This is a genomic window from Shinella sp. Sh6, from assembly GCF_055392685.1.
Genome location: NZ_AP044005.1, coordinates 2,287,001 through 2,307,151 on the forward strand (window position 1 = coordinate 2,287,001; position 20,151 = coordinate 2,307,151).

Sequence of the window (20,151 nt, forward strand, 5' to 3'; positions counted from 1 at the left end):
CCTGAAATGGTCAAACCCTTGCGCTACTCGCTTCATGCACAAACCGTGATGCGAGAGCGCAAGCTGGCCCCCGCCTGGGTCGAGGCAACCGTCCGGGAGCCGGAATGGCGCACGGAAGATCCCGCCGGCGCAGGGGTGGAGCGACGCTATCGCTCCATCGATACGCTTGATGGACGTGTGCTGCGCGTCGTTTGTATTGAAGCAGACGAGGAAATACGGATAATATCCGCGTTCATCGACCGAGGCGCGAGGAGGCCGTCATGACCGTGAAAGTCGAATACGACCCCGTCGTCGATGCGGCCTATATCCGCTTCTCGCACGAGGACATCATCGAGACGGAAGAAGTCTCGCAGGGCATCATGCTCGACTACGACAAGGAAGGCCGCATCGTCGGCCTCGAAGTTCTCGACGCCCGCGCCCATCTTCCCAAGGACCTGCTCTCCCAGGCCGCCTGACCTCCTCAATACCCGCCGATGATCGGCAGCACCTCGCCGGTAATGTAGCTGGAGCAGTGCGGCGAGGCGAGGAAGACGTAGGCGGGGGCGAGTTCTTCCGGCTGGGCGGGGCGTTTCATCGGCGTCTTGGCGCCGAATTTCGCGACGTCCCCGGCCTCCTTGTCGGACGGGTTGAGCGGGGTCCAGACCGGGCCCGGCGCGACCGCGTTGACGCGGATGCCGCGCGGCACAAGCTGGCTGGCGAGCGCGCGGGTGAAGGCGTGGATGCCGCCCTTCGTCATCGAATAGTCGAGGAGGTCCTTGGAGCCCTCGAGCCCGGTGACCGAGCCGGTGTTGACGATGGCCGAGCCCGGCTCCATGTGCGGCACCGCCGCCTGCGCCATGAAGAAATAGCCGTAGAGATTGGTCTTCAGCGTCTCGTCGAAATGCTCTTCCGAAAGGTCGAGAATATCCTTGCTATGCACCTGGAAGGCGGCGTTGTTGACGAGGACGTCGAGCCGGCCGAGGTCCTTCACCACGCACTTGACCGTCTGCGCGCAGAAAGCCTTGTCCTTGACGTCGCCGGCAAAGGCCATGCAGCGGCGTCCCTCCGCCTCGACGGCGGCAATCGTCTCCTTCGCATCCGCACCCTCGGCAAGGTGGACGATGGCGATATCGGCCCCCTCGCGCGCGAAAAACACCGCGACGGCCCGGCCGATGCCGGAATCGCCGCCCGTAATGAGCGCCACCTTGTCCTTCAGCTTCTCCGAGCCCTTGTAGAAGGGCGCATCGTACATCGGTGGCGGATCGAGCTTTGCCTCGTGGCCGGGCTTGGGCTGGTGCTGTTCGGGAAAGGGCGGCACGGGATAGGGCCGCGCGCCGGCCTGCATGGCCCCGGGCTTGCCGCCGCCTCCCCTGCGGTCGGCCTTGGCCACCTCCTCCTGGATATCGCGCTGCTTCTCCACGGTTCTCGCGGACTGGCTCGGGGTCATGACGGTCTCCTCAGAATTCGCTGGGGCGGATGTTGTCGACGCGGACGGTGCCGGCGACGACCTCGCGCGGCCCCTCCACCGGATAGGACGGGTCCGTCTCGTCGATCACGGTGTAGAGCTTCTCGTTGCGGAAGGCGCTCGACGAGGTCGTGGAATTGCCGTCGGCGGGCAGCGCATCGATCTCCATGAAGTCGAGCTCGGCTTCCGCCGCCACGACGCGCGCATCGCCGCTGGAGCGGGCGCGCACCACGACCTCGCCCTGGTTCGGCGCATTGTCCCAGTTCGTGTCGTTCGCCGCGGCGACGGGAACGAGGCGGAAGAGTTTCAACTGCTCGACGTCGGAATAGTCGGCAACGGGCGCGGGCGTTTCCATGGCAGGCGTCACAGCACCCTCGCTGCCGGCGAGAACGCGCGGCACGGCGCCCGGAACACCGTTCTCACCGCGCTCTTCGAAGGAAGGCGCGTCCGAGGCGGCCGCCTGACGGCGTCCCTCGTCGTATTTCGCCTGATCACCGGTGACTTCACCGGAAAACTGCTTCCAGTAAGCGGAAATCTTCTCCATCACACCCATCGTTCAATCCTCACTGTTTGGTTTCGACGCGGGCCATCGCCGCCGCCAGGATGCCGCGAATCTCGTCGTCGGCGATCTGCTGGGCGGCAAAGGCTGGGTCGGGCTCGATGCCCGGATCCTCCTCATGGTCCATGACCGTTTCCGTGCTTTGCGCCATGGCGACGAGCGCCGCGCGCGCCTCGGGGATGGCGGCGACCACGGAGATCAACTCCACCAGCAGGCGCCGATGCGCGTTGATCCTGCCTTCCAGATGCGCCGAATTGTCGATGGCCATGCCTTGCTCCCGCGTTCTTCCGGCTAACGGAGGCGCCGGGGGATTGTTCCGGCGGCTGTGGGCAGCAGGAGCCGGCCGGCGAAATAACTGGCCTTCGGGAGGGGCGATCTGCTATAAGGGGTGTTCAAATGCTTTCGACGGTTCCGGGGAAAACTCTCCGGAGACCGTTTTCTTTTTGCGTTCGCGCGGGTCCTTTGCCCGGGCGGCGCGGTATGAAGGACGGGAAAAAATGGTTGAAAAGGTACCGATGACTCAGGACGGGTTCGTCAAGCTGCAGGAAGAACTGCGCTGGCGCCAGCAGGAAGAGCGTCCGCGAATCATCGAGGCGATCGCCGAAGCGCGCGCCCATGGCGACCTTTCGGAAAATGCCGAATACCATGCCGCCAAGGAAGCGCAGAGCCACAATGAAGGCCGCATCACGGAGCTCGAAGACTTCGTCGCGCGCGCCGAGGTCATCGACCTTTCCAAGATGTCCGGCTCCAAGATCAAGTTCGGCGCCCGCGTCAAGCTCGTCGACGAGGACACCGAGGAGGAGAAGGTCTACCAGATCGTCGGCGACCAGGAAGCCGACGTGAAGGCCGGCCGCATCTCCATCTCCTCGCCCATCGCGCGCGCGCTGATCGGCAAGGAAGTCGGCGATTCGATCGAGGTCAACGCGCCCGGCGGCTCCAAGGCCTACGAAATCCTCGCCGTCACCTGGGGCTGAGGCCCGCTTGCCGGGGGCCGGGGCGGTGGCCGACATCAAGGACGTGGACGTGATCGCGCCGAACTTCAAGCGCCGGCTCTCCGGCGTGACGTCGACGATCGTCCAGCTCGTGCCCTTCCAGGCGAAGCTCGGCACGCGCATCGCCGTGGTCGGTCCGGGCCTGCCGGACAATGCCGGCCTGCCGAAGATCGGCTTTGCCGCGCTTCTCGGCCTCTGGCGCGCGCCCAGGGGGCGCAGGCACCGCATCTGGCACGCGCGTCGCAACAACGAGATGGGCTTCGGCCTTTTCCTGCGCGATGTGCTGCGCATGCCGCTGAAGCTCGTCTTCACCTCGGCCGCGCAGCGTCGGCACAGCGCCTATACGCGCTTCCTCATCCGCCGGATGGACGCGGTGATCGCCACCAGCGACCGTTCCGCCTCCTTCCTGAAGGTGCCTTTCCGCGTCATCCGCCACGGCGTCGATCTCGATGCCTTTCATCCGCCGCGCGGCACGGACGATACCATGGCAGCCTCGGGCCTGCCGGGCCGCCATCTCGTCGGCTGCTTCGGCCGCATCCGCCACCAGAAGGGCACCGATCTCTTCGTGCGGGCGATGATCGAGCTTCTGCCGCACCATCCGGACTGGACCGCCATCGTCTGCGGCCGCGCGACGGCGAGCCATACGGCCTTCGCCGACGGCCTCAGGGCCGAGATCGCCGCGGCCGGCCTTTCCGACCGCATCCTCTTCCTCGGCGAGGTGCCGGACGTGAAGGTCTGGTATCGCCGCCTCTCGCTCTACGTCGCGCCCTCGCGCAACGAGGGCTTCGGCCTGACGCCGCTCGAAGCCATGGCCTCGCAGACCGCCGTCGTCGCCAGCGATGCCGGCGCCTATGCCGAGATGATCACGCCCGGCAAGACCGGCGCCGTGGTGCCGGCCGGCGACTACGAAGCCCTGCGCGAGGCCATCCGCCCCTACCTCGCCGACCCCGACATGACGGAACGCCACGCCGCGGCGAGCCTTGCCGAAGTGCGGGAGAATTTCGCGCTGGAGAACGAGGCGAAGGCGGTCAACGCGGTCTATGCGGGCTTGCTATAACGGCCGGCGACAAGCCTACCCCCCTCTGTCCTGCCGGACATCTCCCCCACAAGGGGGGAGATTGGATGGAGCGCCGTTTCGCCTCTCTTTGACGCAGCGATTTGAGCAAGACTCAAGCCTCTTACCGATCTCCCCCCTTGTGGGGGAGATGCCCGGCAGGGCAGAGGGGGGTGCAGCGGCGATGCCAGCTTAAAGCTCCACCAGCCCCACCTTCTTCACCTGCCGGATCGTCAGCATGGTGCGCACGGTATCGACCTGCGGGTTGGCGGTCAGCTCCTCGATGACGAAGTCCTGGAAGCGCGTCAGGTTCTCGGCCACGCAGTGGAGCAGGAAATCGCTGTCGCCGGAGACCATCCAGGCCTGGCGCACCATCGGCCAGGCGCTGGTCGCCAGCGCGAAGGCCTTGAGGTTCGCCTCCGACTGGTGCTTGAGGCCCACCATGCAGAAGGCGACGAGGTCGTAGCCGAGCGCGGGCGCGTTCAGCATCGCCGTATAGCCCTCGATGATGCCGGCCTCCTCCAGCTTGCGCACCCGCCGCAGGCACGGCGGGGCGGAGATGCCGGCGCGCGCGGCCAGCTCCACATTGGTCATCCGCCCGTCGGCCTGGAGCTCTTTCAGGATGCGGATGTCGATGGCGTCGAGTTCGGCACGAAACATGGGAATGGAAAGACCTTTCGGGAAGACGACCGGAAGTAACCCGAATCGCGCCATCGGCGCAAGATTGTTACTGGAAGAGGCACAAATATGTCACGCGCCGTCGCTTGCCTGTTGGCAAAGCGCCGCACGCACTTGAAACTGCCGGCAGTCCCCTCATAAATGAGGATCGAACAAAGACACGCTGGCCCGTGCCCTGCGCGAGACCGCGCGGGCGGGCCGATTGGGCTACGCGCCCGGAAGGAACGACCATGTCCGCCCGCCCTGCTTCCTCGCGTCACGTCAAGGTGCTGATCATCGGCTCCGGCCCGGCCGGCTATACCGCCGCGATCTATACCGCCCGCGCCATGCTGGAGCCCGTGCTGATCGCCGGCATGGAACAGGGCGGCCAGCTCATGATCACCACGGATGTGGAGAACTATCCGGGCTATGCCGATCCGGTGCAGGGTCCGTGGATGATGGAGCAGATGCTCAAGCAGGCGAGCCATGTCGGCGCCGAGATCGTCAACGACCTCGTGACGAATGTCGATCTCGACGTGCGTCCCTTCCGCATCTCCACCGACAGCGGCACCGAATGGACCGCGGACGCCCTCATCATCGCGACGGGCGCCAAGGCCAAGTGGCTCGGCATCGAGACCGAGCACACGTTCATGGGCTTCGGCGTCTCGGCCTGCGCGACCTGCGACGGCTTCTTCTACCGCAACAAGGACGTCATCGTGGTCGGCGGCGGCAATTCGGCGGTGGAAGAGGCGCTCTACCTTTCCAACCTCGCAAAGACGGTCACCGTCGTGCACCGCCGCGATTCCTTCCGCGCGGAAAGGATCCTGCAGGAACGCCTGTTCGCCAAGGAGAACGTCAAGGTCGTCTGGGACCATGAGGTCGTCGAATATCTCGGCGCCGAGGCAAAGCCCCCGATGCCGGCCTCCGTCAACGGCGTGAAGCTGCGCAACGTCAAGACCGGCGAGACGCGCGACATGGTCACGGACGGCGTCTTCGTCGCCATCGGCCATGCGCCGGCGGTCGAGCTCTTCAAGGGCAAGCTGCGCCAGAAGCCGAACGGCTACCTCTGGACCGCGCCCGATTCCACCGCGACCGACGTGCCGGGCGTTTTTGCCGCAGGCGACGTCACGGACGACATCTATCGCCAGGCGGTCACGGCCGCCGGCATGGGCTGCATGGCGGCCCTTGAAACCGAAAAATACCTTGCAGGTCATATGCCTGTCGCAATTGCGGCCGAGTAGAAGCCGCCAACAAAGGGCGGCGGACCCGGTCCGACCGCCCGTGTGGGAACAGTTCAATCAGCGACCGGGCGGGAAGCGTGCGCTCCCCGCCTCACAGACATATGGGGGATAGAATGGCGCTCGACTGGGACAAGCTGCGGATTTTCCATGCCGCGGCCGAGGCCGGCTCATTCACGCATGCAGCCGACAAGCTGCACCTTTCGCAATCGGCCATCAGCCGCCAGGTGAGCGCCCTGGAGCAGGATGTCGGCATCAAGCTGTTCCACCGCCATGCCCGCGGCCTCATCCTCACCGAGCAGGGCGAAATCCTCTACCGCACCGCGCATGACGTGCTGATGAAGCTCGAAAGCGTGCGCGTGCAGCTCACGGAGAACACCGAGAAGCCGAGCGGCAAGCTGCGCATCACCACCACGGTCGGCCTCGGCCAGGGCTGGCTGACCGACAAGGTACAGGAATTCCTCGCGCTCTATCCCGACATGCAGGTGCAGCTCATCCTCGACAACGAGGAGCTGGACGTGAACATGCGCCATGCCGACTGCGCCATCCGCCTGCGCGAGCCGCAGCAGTCCGACCTCATCCAGCGCCGGCTCTTCACCGTGCACATGCACATCTACGCCGCGCCCTCCTACATCAACCGCTACGGCGAGCCGCAGTCCATCGACGACCTCGACGGCCACAAGATCATCACCTTCGGGGAGCCGGCGCCGAGCTACCTGCTCGACGTCAACTGGCTGGAGATCGCCGGACGCGATTCCGACAATCCCCGCCCCTCGGTGCTGCAGATCAACAGCCAGACCTCGATCAAGCGGGCCTGCCTACTCGGCATCGGCATCGCGATGCTGCCGGACTATATTGTCGGGCGCGACCCGGGACTTATCCAGCTCCCCGTCAGCGCCGACATTCCTTCGTTCGATACCTATTTCTGCTATCCCGGCGAGATGAAGAACTCGGCGAAGCTGAAGGTCTTCCGCGACTTCATCGTCGCCAAGGCACGCAACTGGAACTTCTGAAGGGCGGTTTTGCACAGTCCTGCGCCATGCGCATGGCTGGCATGCGCATTAAATGATTGCCATATGCCCGCGAAAGCATCATATCGCCCGCAGCTGATGCATTTTGGTGGCTTTTTCCTCCCAGTGCCACCGCAGCAGCTGTTCCCCTCTGGAGGTTTTATTACCTTCAAAACTATAAAGGGCCCAAGTTGATCTTGCGGCCCTCTTTTTTTGCCTTCCGTTGACCGGAACGAAATTTTCACCATTCCGGCAAAACACGGCAAACCCATCCCTTGAAGACGCGCCCTTGCTTGCCCATATCTAGGACAGCCAGCGCAGTGCGGTCTTTCTCCTCCCAGTGCCGCGCGTTGGCTGTTCCCCTCTGGAGGTTCTTTAGCCTTCAACCTAGCAGGGCCCAGGCTTTCGCTTGTGGCCCTCTTTTTTTGTCCGTGCCCCTTGCATCGACAAGCGTCGATCCCAATATCGCTCACTAACGATATACTCATCGCCGGATCACGATAGACATGAGCCCGCCCGACACCGACGAAATCCTCAAAGCCCTCGCCCATCCCAGGCGGATGGAAATCCTCGCCTGGCTGAAGGAGCCCGAGCGGCATTTCGCCGGTCAGGAGCATCCGCTAGAATTCGGCGTGTGCGCCGGACAGATCGAAAAGCGCTGCGACCTCTCGCAGTCGACCGTTTCCGCCCATCTCGCCACCCTCCAGCGCGCCGGCCTCGTGACGACGCGCAAGGTCGGCCAATGGGTGTTCTTCAAGCGTGACGAGGAAGCGATCGCCGCCTTCCTCCAGCACATCAACGGCGCCCTCTAGGCGCCCCCTCCTCCCAGCCAGAAGAAGGACCATCCATGACCTCGCTCTTCGATCCCATCGTCATCGGCGACATCCAGCTCGCCAACCGCATCGTCATGGCGCCGCTGACGCGCAACCGCTCCCCGGGCGCCGTGCCGAACACGCTGAACGCCGCCTATTACGAGCAACGCGCCTCAGCCGGCCTCATCATCACGGAAGGCACGCCCATCACCCAGCAGGGCCAGGGCTATGCCGACGTGCCGGGCCTCTATACGCCGGAAGCGCTCGCCGGCTGGAAGCAGGTCACCGACGCCGTCCACAGGGCCGGCGGCAAGATCGTCACGCAGATGTGGCATGTCGGCCGCATCTCGCACGAGAGCCTGCAGCCGAACGGCGGCAAGCCGGTCGCCCCGTCCGCCATCCGCGCCCAGTCCAAGACCTACCTCATCAACGCCGACGGCAGCGGCGCCTTCGCGGAAACCTCCGAGCCCCGCGCCCTCGAGCGTGAAGAGCTTGCCGGCATCGTCGAGGATTACCGCCGCGCCGCCCGTGCCGCCGTCGAGGCCGGTTTCGACGGCATCGAGATCCACGCCGCCAACGGCTACCTCATCGACCAGTTCCTGCGCTCGGGCAGCAACCGGCGCACCGACGACTACGGCGGCTCCATCGAGAACCGCGCCCGCTTCCTCTTCGAGGTCGTCGAGGCGATCACGGAGGAAATCGGCGCCGGCCGCACGGCGATCCGCATCTCGCCCGTCACGCCCGCCAACGACGCCTTCGACCCCGATCCGCAGCCGCTCTTCACCCATGTTGTCGAAGGCCTTGCCCGCTACGGCCTTTCCTATGTCCACGTCATCGAAGGCGCGACGGGCGGGCCCCGTGACTTCCAGCAGGGCGACAAGCCCTTCGACTATGCCGCACTGCACGCCGCCTATCGCGCGGCCGGCGGCAAGGCGGGCTGGATGGTCAACAACGGCTACGACCGCAACCTCGCCCTCGATGCCGTTTCCAGCGGCAGGGCCGACCTCGTCGCCTTCGGCAAGCTCTTCATCGCCAACCCCGACCTGGTGAAGCGCCTGAAGGAGGACCTGCCGCTCAACACGCCGGACAAGGACACCTTCTACGGCGGCGGCGCCAAGGGCTATACCGACTATCCGGCGCTGGAGAATGTGGCCTGAGAGCACATCTCAAGGCGGGCATTGCGGTACCCCCCTCTGCCCTGCCGGGCATCTCCCCCACAGGTGGGGAGATTGGATGGGGGAACGTCTCGCCCTTCGTGGACGTCGCAGATTGAGCAAACACATGCCCCTTGCCGATCTCCCCCCCTGTGGGGGAGATGCCCGGCAGGGCAGAGGGGGGTGCTGCGGCATACTCGGCCTCGACATCACAAAGCGCCCGCGGATTTCTGTTCCGCGGGCGTTTCCTTTTCACCAGCCTCGGCTACATCTAGCCTAACCGCACCTGCCGAGGAGTCCCGCCGCCCATGCTGTCCAGCCTGCTGAAGGAACGTTTCCTGTTCATCGGCCTTGCCGTCGCGGTCATCGCCTACGCGAGCGAGCACACCCTTCTGGACATGGGCCGGCTGCCGGTGCTGATTGCCGCCTTCGCGCTCATCGTGGCGATCATCCTCGTCTCCACCCGCATCGCCCACCATGCCGAGATCCTCGCCTCGAAGGTGGGCGATCCCTACGGCACGATGATCCTGACGCTGTCGGCGGTGATGGTGGAGGTCGTGGTGCTTGCCATCATGATGCAGGGCGAGACCTCGCCGACGCTGGTGCGCGACACGATCTACGCGGCCGTGATGCTGGATATCAACGGCATCCTCGGCCTTGCCGCCCTTCTCGGCGGCATCCGCCACGGCGAGCAGCCCTACAACGACGATTCGGGTAAGACCTACGGGGTGATGATCCTGACGGCCATGGGCATTTCCATGGTGGTGCCGGAATTCGTGCCGCGCGAGAGCTGGCATCTCTATTCCGCCTTCACCATCGGCGCGATGATCGCGCTCTATGCCCTGTTCCTGCGCATGCAGGTGGGCGCGCACAGCTATTTCTTCAGCTACGCCTATCCGCGCGCCGAGCGCAGGGAGGGACTGCCGAGCAAGGCGCCGGAGGAGAACGAGCCGGCCACCCTTTCCATCGTCGTCATCGTCGTGGGCGTGGTGCTGATCGGCGCGCTCGCCGAAGCGATGTCCGTGCTGCTGACGGCGGGCCTCAAGGGCTCGGGCGCGCCGCAGGCGCTGATGGCCGTCGTCGTCGCCGCCATCTCGGCCGCGCCGGAAATCCTGACGGCGCTGCGGGCGGCGCTCGCCAACCGCATGCAGTCGGTCGTCAACATCGCCATGGGCGCCTCGCTCTCCACCGTCATCCTCACGGTGCCGGTGATGGAGGCGATCGCCCTCTACACGGGCCAACCCTTCGTCATGGCCATGTCGCCGACCCAGACGGTGATGGTGACGATCACGCTGATCGCCGCCGCCATCAACCTCAACGACGGCGAGACGAACGCCATCGAGGGCATGACGCATTTCATCCTCTTCGCCACCTTCGTCATGCTGACGCTGATCGGGCTTTGAGGCCTGCCGTCAGGGGCGTTCGACGCCCCGGTAGTATTCGCCGGGACCGTTGCGCATGGTGCGGTACTTTTCCGGGTTGTGGAAGAAATAGTCCCAGACCGTCATCATGGTCGGATGCTCGCCGACGACGACCTTGCCGTCAGGCGCCTTCTCGCTCCGCTCGTCGTAGCGGTCCGCAGCAAGCGCGGACGTCGCGGCAGCCAGCGCCAGCAGGGCGGCGAGAAAAAGGGATGTGGCTTTCATGATGCTGCTCCGGTGTTTCCGTATCGCTTCCTTATATCGGTGACGAAGGCGAAAATTTCACCGATCGACGGGAAAAAAGCATCGCACGATGACGCCCATGCCACGCCCTCTCCTCCGTCATGCTCGAGCTTGACCCGAGCATCCATTCCCCGCCGCGGGGGACGCGTGGAACCTCGGCTCAAGGCCGAGGATGACGCAGAGCGTGGGGCAGGCGCGGCAAAAACCCGCCGTCTCCGGCGGGGTTTCTCATTGCGAAGCGAAATGGCTTACTTGCAGGCCGCGCAGAAGCGCTGGATGCGCTTGCAGGCTTCCTCGAGCTGGGCTTCCGAGGTCGCATAGGAGATGCGGAAATTCGGGCCGAGGCCGAAGGCCGAGCCGTGCACGACGGCGACGCCTTCGGTTTCCAGCAGCTCGGAGACGAAGTCCTCGTCCGTCTCGATGACCTTGCCGGACGGCGTGGTCTTGCCGATCAGCCCCTTGCAGGACGGATAGACGTAGAAGGCGCCTTCCGGCGACGGGCACTCGATGCCCTTCGCCTGGTTGAGCATGGAGACGACGAGGTCGCGGCGGCCCTCGAAGATCTTCTTGTTTTCCGGGATGAAGGCCTGCGTGCCGTTCAGCGCCTCGACGGCCGCCCACTGGGCAATCGAGCAGGCGCCGGACGTCTGCTGGCCCTGGATCATGTCCATGGCCTTGATCAGCGCGAGGGGACCTGCCGCATAGCCGATGCGCCAGCCGGTCATCGCATAGGCCTTGGAGACGCCGTTCATCGTCAGCGTGCGGTCGTAGAGGCCGGGCTCGACCTCCACCGGCGTCGCGAACTTGAAGTCGCCGTAGGTCAGGTGCTCGTACATGTCGTCCGTCAGCACCCAGACCTGCGGATGGCGCATCAGCACGTCCGTCAGCGCCTTCAGCTCGTCATGGCTGTAGGCCGCGCCCGAGGGGTTGGACGGCGAGTTGAAGATGAACCACTTGGTCTTCGGCGTGATCGCCTTTTCAAGGTCTTCCGCCTTCAGCTTGAACTTGTTTTCCTGCGTGGTGGCGACGAAGACCGGCGTGCCGCCGCACAGCGACACCATCTCGGGATAGGACACCCAGTAAGGTGTCGGGATAACGACTTCATCGCCCGCATTCAGCGTGGCCATGAAGGCGTTGAAAAGAATCTGCTTTCCACCCGTGCCGACAATCGTCTGGGCGGGCGTGTAGTCGAGGTTGTTCTCGCGCTTGAACTTCTTGACGATGGCCTCGCGCAGCTCCGGGATGCCGGAGACGGGCGTGTACTTCGTCTCGCCGCGGTTGATCGCCTCGATGGCGGCCTGCTTGATGTTGTCCGGCGTGTCGAAGTCCGGCTCGCCCGCACCAAGCCCGATGACGTCGCGGCCTTTCGCTTTGAGTTCGCGCGCCTTCTGCGAGACGGCGATGGTGGCGGAGGGCTTCACGCGGGAAAGGGCGTCGGCAAGAAAGGCCATGATGCAATGTCCTCATCGGGTTCAAAGGCGGCTGAACGCCATGGACCCGGAGCGCCGGGCTCCATAGCGGTTAGGTCTATGTCGAATGTGGGCCTGTCTTGCAAGCGCGAAGGGCGAAAAAAGCGGGAAATGCGGGCGTCCACGCAAAATTTCATGAACGCCATCAGCGATGCGAATGGATCGGCGGCCCCGCACACCAATTGGTTGAGACAGACGAAAACCATCGTGATTTTTACGCGAAAGATTAAACCGGCGTTAACGGATATCACCTATCCTTCTGCCGTCGACATCGTTCCAGCGGGTGGTGCGCTGCATGAGCGAGAAAAGCATCTTCTCCAATCTCGTCCGCCAGCCCGATGGCGCGTTCAGCGCGGCCTACGGCGCCTATCGTCTGCAATCGGCCCTGCAGCCGATCTTCATCGAGCGCCCGGACGGCGCCCTCGGCATCGCCGCCTTCAAGGGGCTCGTGCGGGCGGGCATGGGCGACATGCCCTGCTCGCCGGCGGAATTCTTCCAGGAGGTGCCGGAGGAAGAGCGCGCGGCGGTGGACGGCCTCTGCCGGAGCCTGCACATCCTCAATGCCGGCCCGCTCGCCCGGCCGGATACGGCCCTCATCGTCAACATGCAGGCGGGCCTGCACCTGACGGCGCAGGCGATGCGGCAGGAGATGGAGCGGCTGCGCCTTGCCGCCCACGAGGCCGGCATGGCGCCGGAGCGCATCGCCTGCGAGATCCGCGAGCACCCGGGCGATTCCCCCGAAGACCTTGCCCGCCTTGCCGCGCGCCTGCACGAGGCCGGCTTTTCCGTCGCCATCGACGAGTATACCGGCGATGACCGCGACCTCGACCGCATGGAACGGCTGAAACCGCAATTCGTGACCTTCGACACGGCCTGGCTACGCGGTTTTGCGGAAAACTCCGCCGGCCTTGCGCTCCTTCGCGTCGTCGTCGGCCAGTTCGCGCAGAAAGGTATCCGCGCCATCGTCGCCGGCATCGAGGATCAGCAGACCATCGCCCTTTGCCGCGGCATGGGCGGCCCGCTGATGCAGGGCTATCTCCTCGCGCGGCCGGAACTCGCCCCGACGGGCTTTGCCGCCGCCTTTCCCGAGCCCGCCGGCGAGCCTGCGCCGGCCTCCGGCGAGGCCCTGCCCGCCGGCGGCGGCATGCCCCTCGAAAGCCGCATCGCAAGGCCCCTCCGCCAGTTCGGCAAACGAGGCGTCTAGAACGCGCGGGGAACGCGGTCTATTCGGCGGAAGACGCTGAAAACCATGCTTTTTCGCCCTGCCATCTTTTCGCCGCAATAAATGTCGGGCCTTGCCGCAATTCTGTCCTTGTCGTGCCGATTTCGGCGGGCCTTTTGGCTGTCGTAGCGAGGACGAAAGCACGGGGGACGACGATGTTTCTGGATGACGACAAGATCGGCAGGAAGCCCAAGGCACGGGAGTCGCGTGCCCTGTTCCTGATGGCCATGATGGCGCTGGCCGCCTGCGTGGCGATGGTCATCGGCCTCATGTCGCCGCCCGCCATCGCGGTCGATACGATCCAGACCTCCGGCATCCAGCAGACGGTGCCGGCGCAAAAGTAATGCCCGCCGCCGCCCGCCGCTCTTGAAAGCGCCCGCGACCTGGGCCAGTTAACGGCGGGACGGGAGACAGCGATGCGCCACAGCAAGCATTTGAACGGGATCATCACGGGCACGGCAGCAGCCGGCCTTGCCGCCCTCCTCTCCGCCGCCTCGCCCGCTTCGGCGGAACCCCGCGAATTCTCCAGCAAGAAGGCGCCGCTCTCCGTGGAAACGGTGGTGGAAGGCCTCGACCAGCCCTGGTCGGTCGAGGTGCTGCCGGACGGCCGCTACATCGTTTCGGAAAAGGGCGGCACGCTGCGCATCGTTTCCGGCGGCAAGCTCTCCGCCCCCATCCGCGGCGTGCCGGAAGTGGCGACGAACGGCCAGGGCGGCCTTCTCGACATCGCCCTCGCCCCCGACTTTACAACGAGCCGCACGCTCTACCTCACCTATGCCGCCCGCGGCGAAGGCGGCGAGGGCACGGCCGTCGCAAGGGCGCGCCTTTCCGACGACGGCACCGCGCTGGAAGACACGACGCGCATCTTCCTGATGAACGGCCTCACGACGAGCGACCATCACTTCGGCTCGCGCATCGCAATCGCAAAGGACGGCAGCCTGTTCTTCGGCATCGGCGACCGCGGCGAGGACATGCGCGCGCAGGACCCGCGCGACGATGCCGGCTCCATCCTGCACATCAACCCGGACGGCAGCCCGCACGCCGGCAATCCGTTCCTCGGCACCTCGGACGGGCGGCCGGAAATCTGGTCGAAGGGCCATCGCAACCCGCAGGGCCTCACCATCGACCCGAAGGACGGCACGCTGATCTCCGTCGAGCACGGCGCACGCGGCGGCGACGAGGTGAACCTGCCGCAGCCGGGCAGGAACTACGGCTGGCCGCTGGTCTCCTACGGCCGGCATTATTCCGGCGCGGAATTCGACCTCGGCTCGTCCGCCAGGGGCTACGAGCAGCCGCTTTATTATTGGGACCCGTCCATCGCGCCCAGCGCCATCGCGGTCTATCACGGCGCGATGTTCCCCGAATGGGACGGCAACCTCATCGTGACTGCCCTGAAATACCAGCTCGTCGCCCGGCTGGAGCGCGACGAGAGCGGGGCGGTCGTCGCCGAGGAACGGCTGTTCGACGGCGAGTTCGGCCGCCTGCGCGATGTCGTCGTGGCGCCCGACGGCGCGCTGCTGCTCCTCGTCGACGGCGAGGACGGCGCGCTGCTGCGGGTCTCCCGCACCGCCGCCACGACGGATTAGGACCGGCTTGCCTTGCAACGGCCGCCCTGCTAGCACGAAGCAAGGCGCGACCGCGCCGGTTTCCTCCATTCGGGACGATAGGCATGACGCGCGTTCAGGCGAACCTTCTGCTGTTGCTGGCCGGCGCCATCTGGGGCGCGGGCTTCATCGCGCAGTCGACGGCGATGGATGCGCTGGGGCCGATCTGGTTCATCGGCCTGCGCTTTGCCATGGCGACCGTCGTCGCCCTGCCCTTCGCGCTGTGGGAGAAGGCCCGCGCCGCCGGCCCCGTCCGGCGGGCCGATATCGGCGGCTTCGTCGTCACGGGCATCGCGCTCTTTGCCGCCGCCGCCTTCCAGCAGGTGGGGCTTCTCACGACGACCGTCACCAATTCGGGCTTCCTTACCGGGCTCTACGTCGTCTTCACGCCGATCCTCACCGTGCTGGTGCTGCGCCGGCTGCCGCACTGGATCGTCTGGCCCGCCGCCTTCATGGCCTGCCTCGGCATCTTCCTGCTTTCAGGCGGCACGCTCGCCGCCCTGACGGTCGGGGATTTCCTCACCATCGTCTGCGCCCTGCTCTGGTCCGTGCAGATGATCTGCGTCGGCGTCTTCGGCGGCCGCTCGGGCCGGCCGCTGGGGCTTTCCGTCGTGCAGTTCGCCGTCTGCGCCGTGCTCGGCTGCGTCGCCGGGGCCCTCTTCGAGCCCATCAGCCTTGCGGCGATCAAGGGCGCGCTGCCGGAAATCCTCTATGCCGGCCTCTTCTCCAGCGGCCTTGCCTTCATCTTCCAGAACGTCGCCCAGCGCTACACGACCGCCCCGCAGGCGGCCATCTTCCTGTCCAGCGAGGCGCTGTTCGCCGCCCTTTTCGGCGTGCTCCTGCTCGGCGAGACGATCAGCCCGGCCGGCTATGCCGGCTGCGCCATCATCTTCCTCGCCATGCTGGCCGTGGAACTGGTGCCGGAACTCCTGCGCGGTCGCAGGCAGGGCGCTTCCGTCGAAGTATGACGGCGATTGTCGGCGCCGCCCTTCTTTCGCACCGCAATATAAATCATACCATAACCTCAAGAAACCCCGCGAATGCTGCGGGTTTTTTCGGCAATCGCCCGCAATTTGACCAAAGTGAGGCGCGTGGAAGAGCTTGCAAAACTTTTGCTTGCCAATTTGAAGCAAACACATCACTCTTGCGCCGTTCGGGCAATTTGCGAACATGGGAAGACCTTGAATAAAAGCGCGCCGGAGACGCGAAACAATTCCGGGCGGCCAACATCTGGATGGTCCAAGGACCAAGCGGTTGGCTGGCTGCGGTGAAAACAGGACCCTTTCCTCAACCTCGAGAACTGCCTGCCTAACGCCCTTCGGGGCAAAACTGATATGCTGCCCGCCGCCAATATACGGGCAGAGAGAAAAGGACCTGACGCATGGCCGAAACTGGCACCGTAAAATTCTTCAACACCGAGAAGGGCTTCGGCTTCATCAAGCCCGACAACGGTGGTGCGGATATCTTCGTACACATCTCCGCTGTGCAGGCTTCCGGCCTGAACGGCCTTTCCGAGAACCAGAAGGTAAGCTTCGACACGGAACCCGATCGCCGCGGCAAGGGCCCGAAGGCGGTCAACCTGCAGATCGCCGGCTGACCGGCGCTTTCAGGATTTCAAGTTGGAGCCCGGCAGAGATGCCGGGTTTTTTCGTTCAGCCTCCATTCAGCCTCGTTCTCCTAGTTTGATGACGTCATCGACCGGCATGAGCCGGATTTAAAGGAACGACGTCATGAACAAAGTCATCAAGACACTCGTGCTGTCCGCTGCCGTCGCCGCGACGACGCTCACCGCCACGGCCGGCGTCGTCGAAGCGCGCGACCGCCACGGCTACTGGCGCGACGGCGGCGACTACCGCCCCTATCGCCGCCACCACAACCGCGACGCCCTCGTCGGCGGCGCGATCGGCCTTGCCACCGGCATGATCATCGGCGGCGCCATCGCCTCCCAGCCGCGCTACGTCGAACGCCGCGTCTACGTGGAGCCGGAACCCGAATACTACCCCGAGCGCCGCGTGATCTACCGCCCGGCCCCGAGCTACGAGCCCTGGACGCAGTCCTGGTACGATTACTGCTCGCAGCGCTACCGCACGTTCAACCCGAACAGCGGCACCTTCGTCGGCTACGACGGCCGCGAGCACTTCTGCACCGCCGGCTGACAGCGGGCGCGCATGAAATGAAAAAGGCGGGTGCTGAGAGGCACCCGCCTTTTTGTTGCTCTGGAGAGGATTGCCCCTCATCCCGCTACCGCCACCTTCTCCCCGCAAGCGGGGAGAAGGAATATGCCGCGCCGGTTTCCTCAAGCAATCCGGTTCGTGGGGCAAGTCCCCTCTCCCCGCAAGCGGGGAGAGGGTTAGGGTGAGGGGCAAAGCCGCCTGCCGGCACGTCGGTAAAAAATCAAAGCCCCCGCAGGTACGGATTGCTGCGCCGCTCTTCGCCGATCCTTCCTCCCGGTCCGTGGCCGCAGAGGAAGCCGACCTCGTCGCCGAGCGGGAGCACCTTGTCGCGGATCGAATCCAGGAGTTGCTGGTGGTTGCCGCCGGGCAGGTCCGTGCGGCCGATGGAGCCCTGGAAGAGCACGTCGCCGAGATGGGCGAAGCCCTGCTTGCGGTTGAAGTAGATCACATGCCCCGGCGCGTGGCCCGGCGTGTGGTAGACCTCGAAGTCGTGATCGCCGAAGGAGACGGTGTCGCCGTCCTCCAGCCAGCGGTCCGGCACCACGTTGGCGACCTTCATCGGCACGCCGAACATCGAAGCCTGCGCCTCCAGCCGCTGGAGCAGCGAAAGGTCGTCCTTGTGCGGGCCGACGATGTCGACGCCGAGCGCTTCCTTCAGTTCCTTCGCGCCGCCGGCATGGTCGATATGGCCGTGCGTCAGCCAGATCGCCTTCACGGTGATGCCGTTGTTCTTCAGCGTCTCCAGGATCGTGTCGACGTCGCCGCCGGGATCGACGACCACGCCTTCCTTCGTCTCGCTGTCGAAGAGAATGGTGCAGTTCTGCTGGAAGGGGGTGACGGGAATGATGCCCGCCTGAAGCATGCCCATGGGGCCCTCGCTCGGTTGCCGCTCGTTTCCTCCCTATAGCCGCAAGCGGACGCAGGCACCAAGCCTGAAGTCAGCGCAGGCTCGCCATTTCCGAGGCGGGGCCGGTGGCGAAGGTCGGCGAGACGGTGGAAAAGAGCAGCGCCGCGACCGCGATGTTGAGCGCGGCATAGAGATAGACCACCGGGCGGAGCCGGGCGGCAACAGGGTTCTGCGGCTTTTCGGGTTCGGGGCGCATCGTCGGTTCCCTTCGGTTTCGGCCGTCGCGGCCTTTCCTCGTTGTCGTTCGGTTGTACAACGGCACGGGATTCCCTCCTGTTCCGCGGGGAACACGCGCGGAGCGGGAAGTGTTGCGCCGGCGCCACAGGGCTCACAGCGGCAGCGCCGTCGTCTCCTTCAGCGTATCGAGCACGATGGCGGTCTTCACATGCGAGACGGATTCGTGCGGCAGCAGCACGTCGTTGACGAAGGCCGAGAGCGCCTTGAGGTTCGGCACGACGACCTTGATGATGTAGTCCATCTCCCCCGTCAGCGAATAGGCTTCCAGCACTTCCGGCAGGCGGGAGATGAGCCGCGCGAAGCGCAGCGCATTGTCGCGGTTGTGCGTGGAAAGCGTCACCGTCACCACGATGACGATGCCGAGATCGAGCTTTTCGCGGTCGAGCTCGGCCCGGTAGGCGCGGATGATCCCCTCCTCCTCCAGCCGGATGCGCCGGCGCGAGCATTGCGAGGGCGACAGGTTGATGCGCTCGGAAAGCTCGTTGTTCGTCAGGCGCGCATCTTCCTGCAAATGCGCGAGTAGTTTTCGGTCGAAGTCGTCCAGTTGCACGAATTCCCCTCCATTACGCCAATTCACGCACGAACATCGCATGGATTTGCCAAAGCGCAAGCACTATGCATGCACATTGCATGGCAACGGCGCCATACTTGCCTCACATCAATTTCGAGGAGGACGAAGATGGGCCCTTTCCCGCACGACGCACCGCCGGCTGAGATCACCGCGGAGAACCCGGCCGGCACCGACGGCTTCGAGTTCGTCGAGTTCGCCCATCCCGAGCCGGAAAAGCTCGAAGACCTCTTCACCCGCATGGGCTACAGCAAGGTCGCAACGCACCGCAGCAAGGCGATCTCCGTCTGGCGCCAAGGCGACATCAACTATGTGCTGAATGCCGAGCCCGGCTCCCACGCCATGAAGTTCACCGAGGAGCACGGCCCCTGCGCCGCCTCCATGGCCTGGCGCGTGGTCGATGCGAAGCACGCCTTCGAGCACGCCGTCGCCAAGGGCGCGACGCCCTATGAGGGCAACGACAAGGCGCTCGACGTGCCCGCCATCGTCGGCATCGGCGGCTCGCTCCTCTACTTCGTGGAAAAATACGGCGCGAAGGGCTCTGCCTACGATGCCGAGTTCGAATGGACCGGCGCGCGCGATCCCAAGCCCCAGGGCGTCGGCTTCTACTATCTCGACCACCTCACCCACAACGTCTATCGCGGCAACATGGACAAGTGGTGGGACTTCTACCGCGAGCTCTTCGGCTTCCGGCAGATCCACTTCTTCGACATCGACGGCCGCATCACGGGGCTCGTCTCGCGCGCCATCACCTCGCCCTGCGGCAAGATCCGCATTCCGCTGAACGAATCGAAGGACGAGACGAGCCAGATCGTCGAATACCTGAAGAAGTACAGGGGCGAAGGCATCCAGCACATCGCCGTTGGCACGGATGCGATCTACGACGCGACCGACCGCCTTGCCGAAAACGGCCTGAAATTCATGCCCGGCCCGCCGGACAACTACTACGACCGCTCCTATGTGCGCGTCGTCGGCCATGAGGAGCCTGTCGAGCGCATGAAGAAGCACGGCATCCTCATCGACGGCGAGGGCGTCGTCGACGGCGGCATGACGAAGATCCTGCTCCAGATCTTCTCCAGGACCGTGATCGGCCCGATCTTCTTCGAGTTCATCCAGAGGAAGGGCGACGAGGGCTTCGGCGAGGGCAATTTCCGCGCGCTCTTTGAGAGCATCGAGGAAGACCAGATCCGCCGGGGCGTCATCGCAGCAGAATAACAACCGCGGCAACCAAGCCATGCGGGGAAGGAAGAGGCGGTCGCTTGCGGCCGCCTCTTTACGTTGAAAAACCCGGTGCAGCGTGCCTCGGGCCAAATTGACATCTCCCAAAATTATCCGCAGGTTGCGGATGCCGACCTTTCGGCACCGGAGTTGCGGGCTCCAGACCGC

Annotated in this window: 25 protein-coding genes; 16 read left to right on the forward strand and 9 right to left on the reverse strand. The window is 65.0% G+C overall.

The window, feature by feature from the left end:
* Positions 1-6 precede the first annotated feature (6 nt).
* Entirely contained in the window at positions 7-264 is a 258-nt protein-coding gene (locus ACZ5TO_RS11020) for a DUF4258 domain-containing protein (protein WP_464798117.1), read from the forward strand.
* The gene (locus ACZ5TO_RS11025) at positions 261-455 is read left to right on the forward strand and encodes a DUF2283 domain-containing protein (RefSeq protein WP_464798118.1); all 195 of its coding nucleotides are present in this window, start codon (positions 261-263) and stop codon (positions 453-455) included. The genes ACZ5TO_RS11020 and ACZ5TO_RS11025 overlap by 4 nt, the downstream gene beginning before the upstream one ends.
* A gap of 5 nt (positions 456-460) precedes the next feature.
* Here ACZ5TO_RS11025 and ACZ5TO_RS11030 read toward each other — a convergent pair whose 3' ends face one another.
* The 3 genes from ACZ5TO_RS11030 to ACZ5TO_RS11040 form a co-directional block, all read right to left on the reverse strand.
* Positions 461-1,426: an SDR family oxidoreductase gene (locus tag ACZ5TO_RS11030; protein WP_464798119.1), complete on the reverse strand. Its 966-nt coding sequence runs from the start codon at positions 1,424-1,426 to the stop codon at positions 461-463.
* Between the two features lie 10 nt (positions 1,427-1,436).
* Positions 1,437-1,799 carry a hypothetical protein gene (locus ACZ5TO_RS11035; protein WP_184143846.1) on the reverse strand — a complete coding sequence of 121 codons (363 nt, stop codon included), beginning with the start codon at positions 1,797-1,799 and terminating at the stop codon, positions 1,437-1,439.
* Between the two features lie 208 nt (positions 1,800-2,007).
* Positions 2,008-2,271, reverse strand: coding sequence for a hypothetical protein (locus ACZ5TO_RS11040; protein WP_184143356.1), 264 nt, complete (start codon positions 2,269-2,271; stop codon positions 2,008-2,010).
* Positions 2,272-2,500: 229 nt separating this feature from the next.
* Between ACZ5TO_RS11040 and greA the strand changes: the two genes are divergently transcribed.
* Both greA and ACZ5TO_RS11050 read left to right on the forward strand, forming a co-directional pair.
* Positions 2,501-2,977, forward strand: a complete 477-nt coding sequence (greA, locus tag ACZ5TO_RS11045; RefSeq protein ID WP_184143358.1) for a transcription elongation factor GreA — start codon at positions 2,501-2,503, stop codon at positions 2,975-2,977.
* A gap of 25 nt (positions 2,978-3,002) precedes the next feature.
* On the forward strand, positions 3,003-4,052 hold the full coding sequence (locus ACZ5TO_RS11050; protein ID WP_464798120.1) for a glycosyltransferase family 4 protein: 1,050 nt from the start codon (positions 3,003-3,005) through the stop codon (positions 4,050-4,052).
* A 189-nt stretch (positions 4,053-4,241) separates the two neighbouring features.
* Here ACZ5TO_RS11050 and ACZ5TO_RS11055 read toward each other — a convergent pair whose 3' ends face one another.
* Positions 4,242-4,709 (reverse strand): Lrp/AsnC family transcriptional regulator, encoded by a 468-nt coding sequence (locus ACZ5TO_RS11055; RefSeq protein WP_184143362.1) that lies wholly within the window; start codon positions 4,707-4,709, stop codon positions 4,242-4,244.
* 248 nt (positions 4,710-4,957) lie between these two features.
* On the opposite strand from ACZ5TO_RS11055, the gene trxB reads away from it, so the two are divergent.
* The 5 genes from trxB to ACZ5TO_RS11080 all read left to right on the forward strand — a co-directional run bounded on the left by trxB (position 4,958) and on the right by ACZ5TO_RS11080 (position 10,323).
* Positions 4,958-5,947: a thioredoxin-disulfide reductase gene (gene trxB / locus ACZ5TO_RS11060; RefSeq protein WP_184143364.1), complete on the forward strand. Its 990-nt coding sequence runs from the start codon at positions 4,958-4,960 to the stop codon at positions 5,945-5,947.
* Between the two features lie 113 nt (positions 5,948-6,060).
* Positions 6,061-6,957, forward strand: a complete 897-nt coding sequence (locus ACZ5TO_RS11065; protein WP_184143366.1) for a LysR family transcriptional regulator VtlR — start codon at positions 6,061-6,063, stop codon at positions 6,955-6,957.
* Between the two features lie 503 nt (positions 6,958-7,460).
* Positions 7,461-7,766, forward strand: a complete 306-nt coding sequence (locus tag ACZ5TO_RS11070) for an ArsR/SmtB family transcription factor (protein WP_464798121.1) — start codon at positions 7,461-7,463, stop codon at positions 7,764-7,766.
* A gap of 35 nt (positions 7,767-7,801) precedes the next feature.
* Positions 7,802-8,923, forward strand: a complete 1,122-nt coding sequence (locus ACZ5TO_RS11075) for an alkene reductase (RefSeq protein WP_464798122.1) — start codon at positions 7,802-7,804, stop codon at positions 8,921-8,923.
* A 305-nt stretch (positions 8,924-9,228) separates the two neighbouring features.
* A complete protein-coding gene (locus ACZ5TO_RS11080) occupies positions 9,229-10,323 on the forward strand; it encodes a calcium:cation antiporter (RefSeq protein ID WP_464798123.1) in 1,095 nt (364 codons plus the stop codon).
* 9 nt (positions 10,324-10,332) lie between these two features.
* Here ACZ5TO_RS11080 and ACZ5TO_RS11085 read toward each other — a convergent pair whose 3' ends face one another.
* Both ACZ5TO_RS11085 and ACZ5TO_RS11090 read right to left on the reverse strand, forming a co-directional pair.
* On the reverse strand, positions 10,333-10,566 hold the full coding sequence (locus ACZ5TO_RS11085; protein ID WP_464798124.1) for a hypothetical protein: 234 nt from the start codon (positions 10,564-10,566) through the stop codon (positions 10,333-10,335).
* 266 nt (positions 10,567-10,832) lie between these two features.
* Entirely contained in the window at positions 10,833-12,035 is a 1,203-nt protein-coding gene (locus ACZ5TO_RS11090) for a pyridoxal phosphate-dependent aminotransferase (RefSeq protein ID WP_464798125.1), read from the reverse strand.
* 313 nt (positions 12,036-12,348) lie between these two features.
* On the opposite strand from ACZ5TO_RS11090, the gene ACZ5TO_RS11095 reads away from it, so the two are divergent.
* From ACZ5TO_RS11095 to ACZ5TO_RS11120, 6 genes are all read left to right on the forward strand, one after another.
* Positions 12,349-13,257 (forward strand): EAL domain-containing protein, encoded by a 909-nt coding sequence (locus tag ACZ5TO_RS11095; RefSeq protein ID WP_464798126.1) that lies wholly within the window; start codon positions 12,349-12,351, stop codon positions 13,255-13,257.
* A gap of 173 nt (positions 13,258-13,430) precedes the next feature.
* Entirely contained in the window at positions 13,431-13,619 is a 189-nt protein-coding gene (locus ACZ5TO_RS11100; RefSeq protein ID WP_464798127.1) for a hypothetical protein, read from the forward strand.
* A gap of 72 nt (positions 13,620-13,691) precedes the next feature.
* Positions 13,692-14,861, forward strand: a complete 1,170-nt coding sequence (locus tag ACZ5TO_RS11105; RefSeq protein WP_464798128.1) for a PQQ-dependent sugar dehydrogenase — start codon at positions 13,692-13,694, stop codon at positions 14,859-14,861.
* Between the two features lie 83 nt (positions 14,862-14,944).
* Entirely contained in the window at positions 14,945-15,847 is a 903-nt protein-coding gene (locus tag ACZ5TO_RS11110) for a DMT family transporter (RefSeq protein ID WP_464798129.1), read from the forward strand.
* A 413-nt stretch (positions 15,848-16,260) separates the two neighbouring features.
* The gene (locus ACZ5TO_RS11115; protein ID WP_064330734.1) at positions 16,261-16,476 is read left to right on the forward strand and encodes a cold-shock protein; all 216 of its coding nucleotides are present in this window, start codon (positions 16,261-16,263) and stop codon (positions 16,474-16,476) included.
* A 133-nt stretch (positions 16,477-16,609) separates the two neighbouring features.
* The gene (locus ACZ5TO_RS11120; protein WP_184143386.1) at positions 16,610-17,035 is read left to right on the forward strand and encodes a BA14K family protein; all 426 of its coding nucleotides are present in this window, start codon (positions 16,610-16,612) and stop codon (positions 17,033-17,035) included.
* Positions 17,036-17,273: 238 nt separating this feature from the next.
* Here ACZ5TO_RS11120 and ACZ5TO_RS11125 read toward each other — a convergent pair whose 3' ends face one another.
* The 3 genes from ACZ5TO_RS11125 to ACZ5TO_RS11135 all read right to left on the reverse strand — a co-directional run bounded on the left by ACZ5TO_RS11125 (position 17,274) and on the right by ACZ5TO_RS11135 (position 18,789).
* Entirely contained in the window at positions 17,274-17,915 is a 642-nt protein-coding gene (locus tag ACZ5TO_RS11125; protein WP_184143847.1) for an MBL fold metallo-hydrolase, read from the reverse strand.
* A 76-nt stretch (positions 17,916-17,991) separates the two neighbouring features.
* Positions 17,992-18,156 carry a hypothetical protein gene (locus ACZ5TO_RS11130; protein WP_184143388.1) on the reverse strand — a complete coding sequence of 55 codons (165 nt, stop codon included), beginning with the start codon at positions 18,154-18,156 and terminating at the stop codon, positions 17,992-17,994.
* A 132-nt stretch (positions 18,157-18,288) separates the two neighbouring features.
* Positions 18,289-18,789, reverse strand: a complete 501-nt coding sequence (locus ACZ5TO_RS11135; protein WP_464798130.1) for an Lrp/AsnC family transcriptional regulator — start codon at positions 18,787-18,789, stop codon at positions 18,289-18,291.
* 87 nt (positions 18,790-18,876) lie between these two features.
* Between ACZ5TO_RS11135 and hppD the strand changes: the two genes are divergently transcribed.
* A complete protein-coding gene (gene hppD, locus ACZ5TO_RS11140; RefSeq protein ID WP_464798131.1) occupies positions 18,877-19,980 on the forward strand; it encodes a 4-hydroxyphenylpyruvate dioxygenase in 1,104 nt (367 codons plus the stop codon).
* The last annotated feature ends 171 nt before the right edge of the window (positions 19,981-20,151 follow it).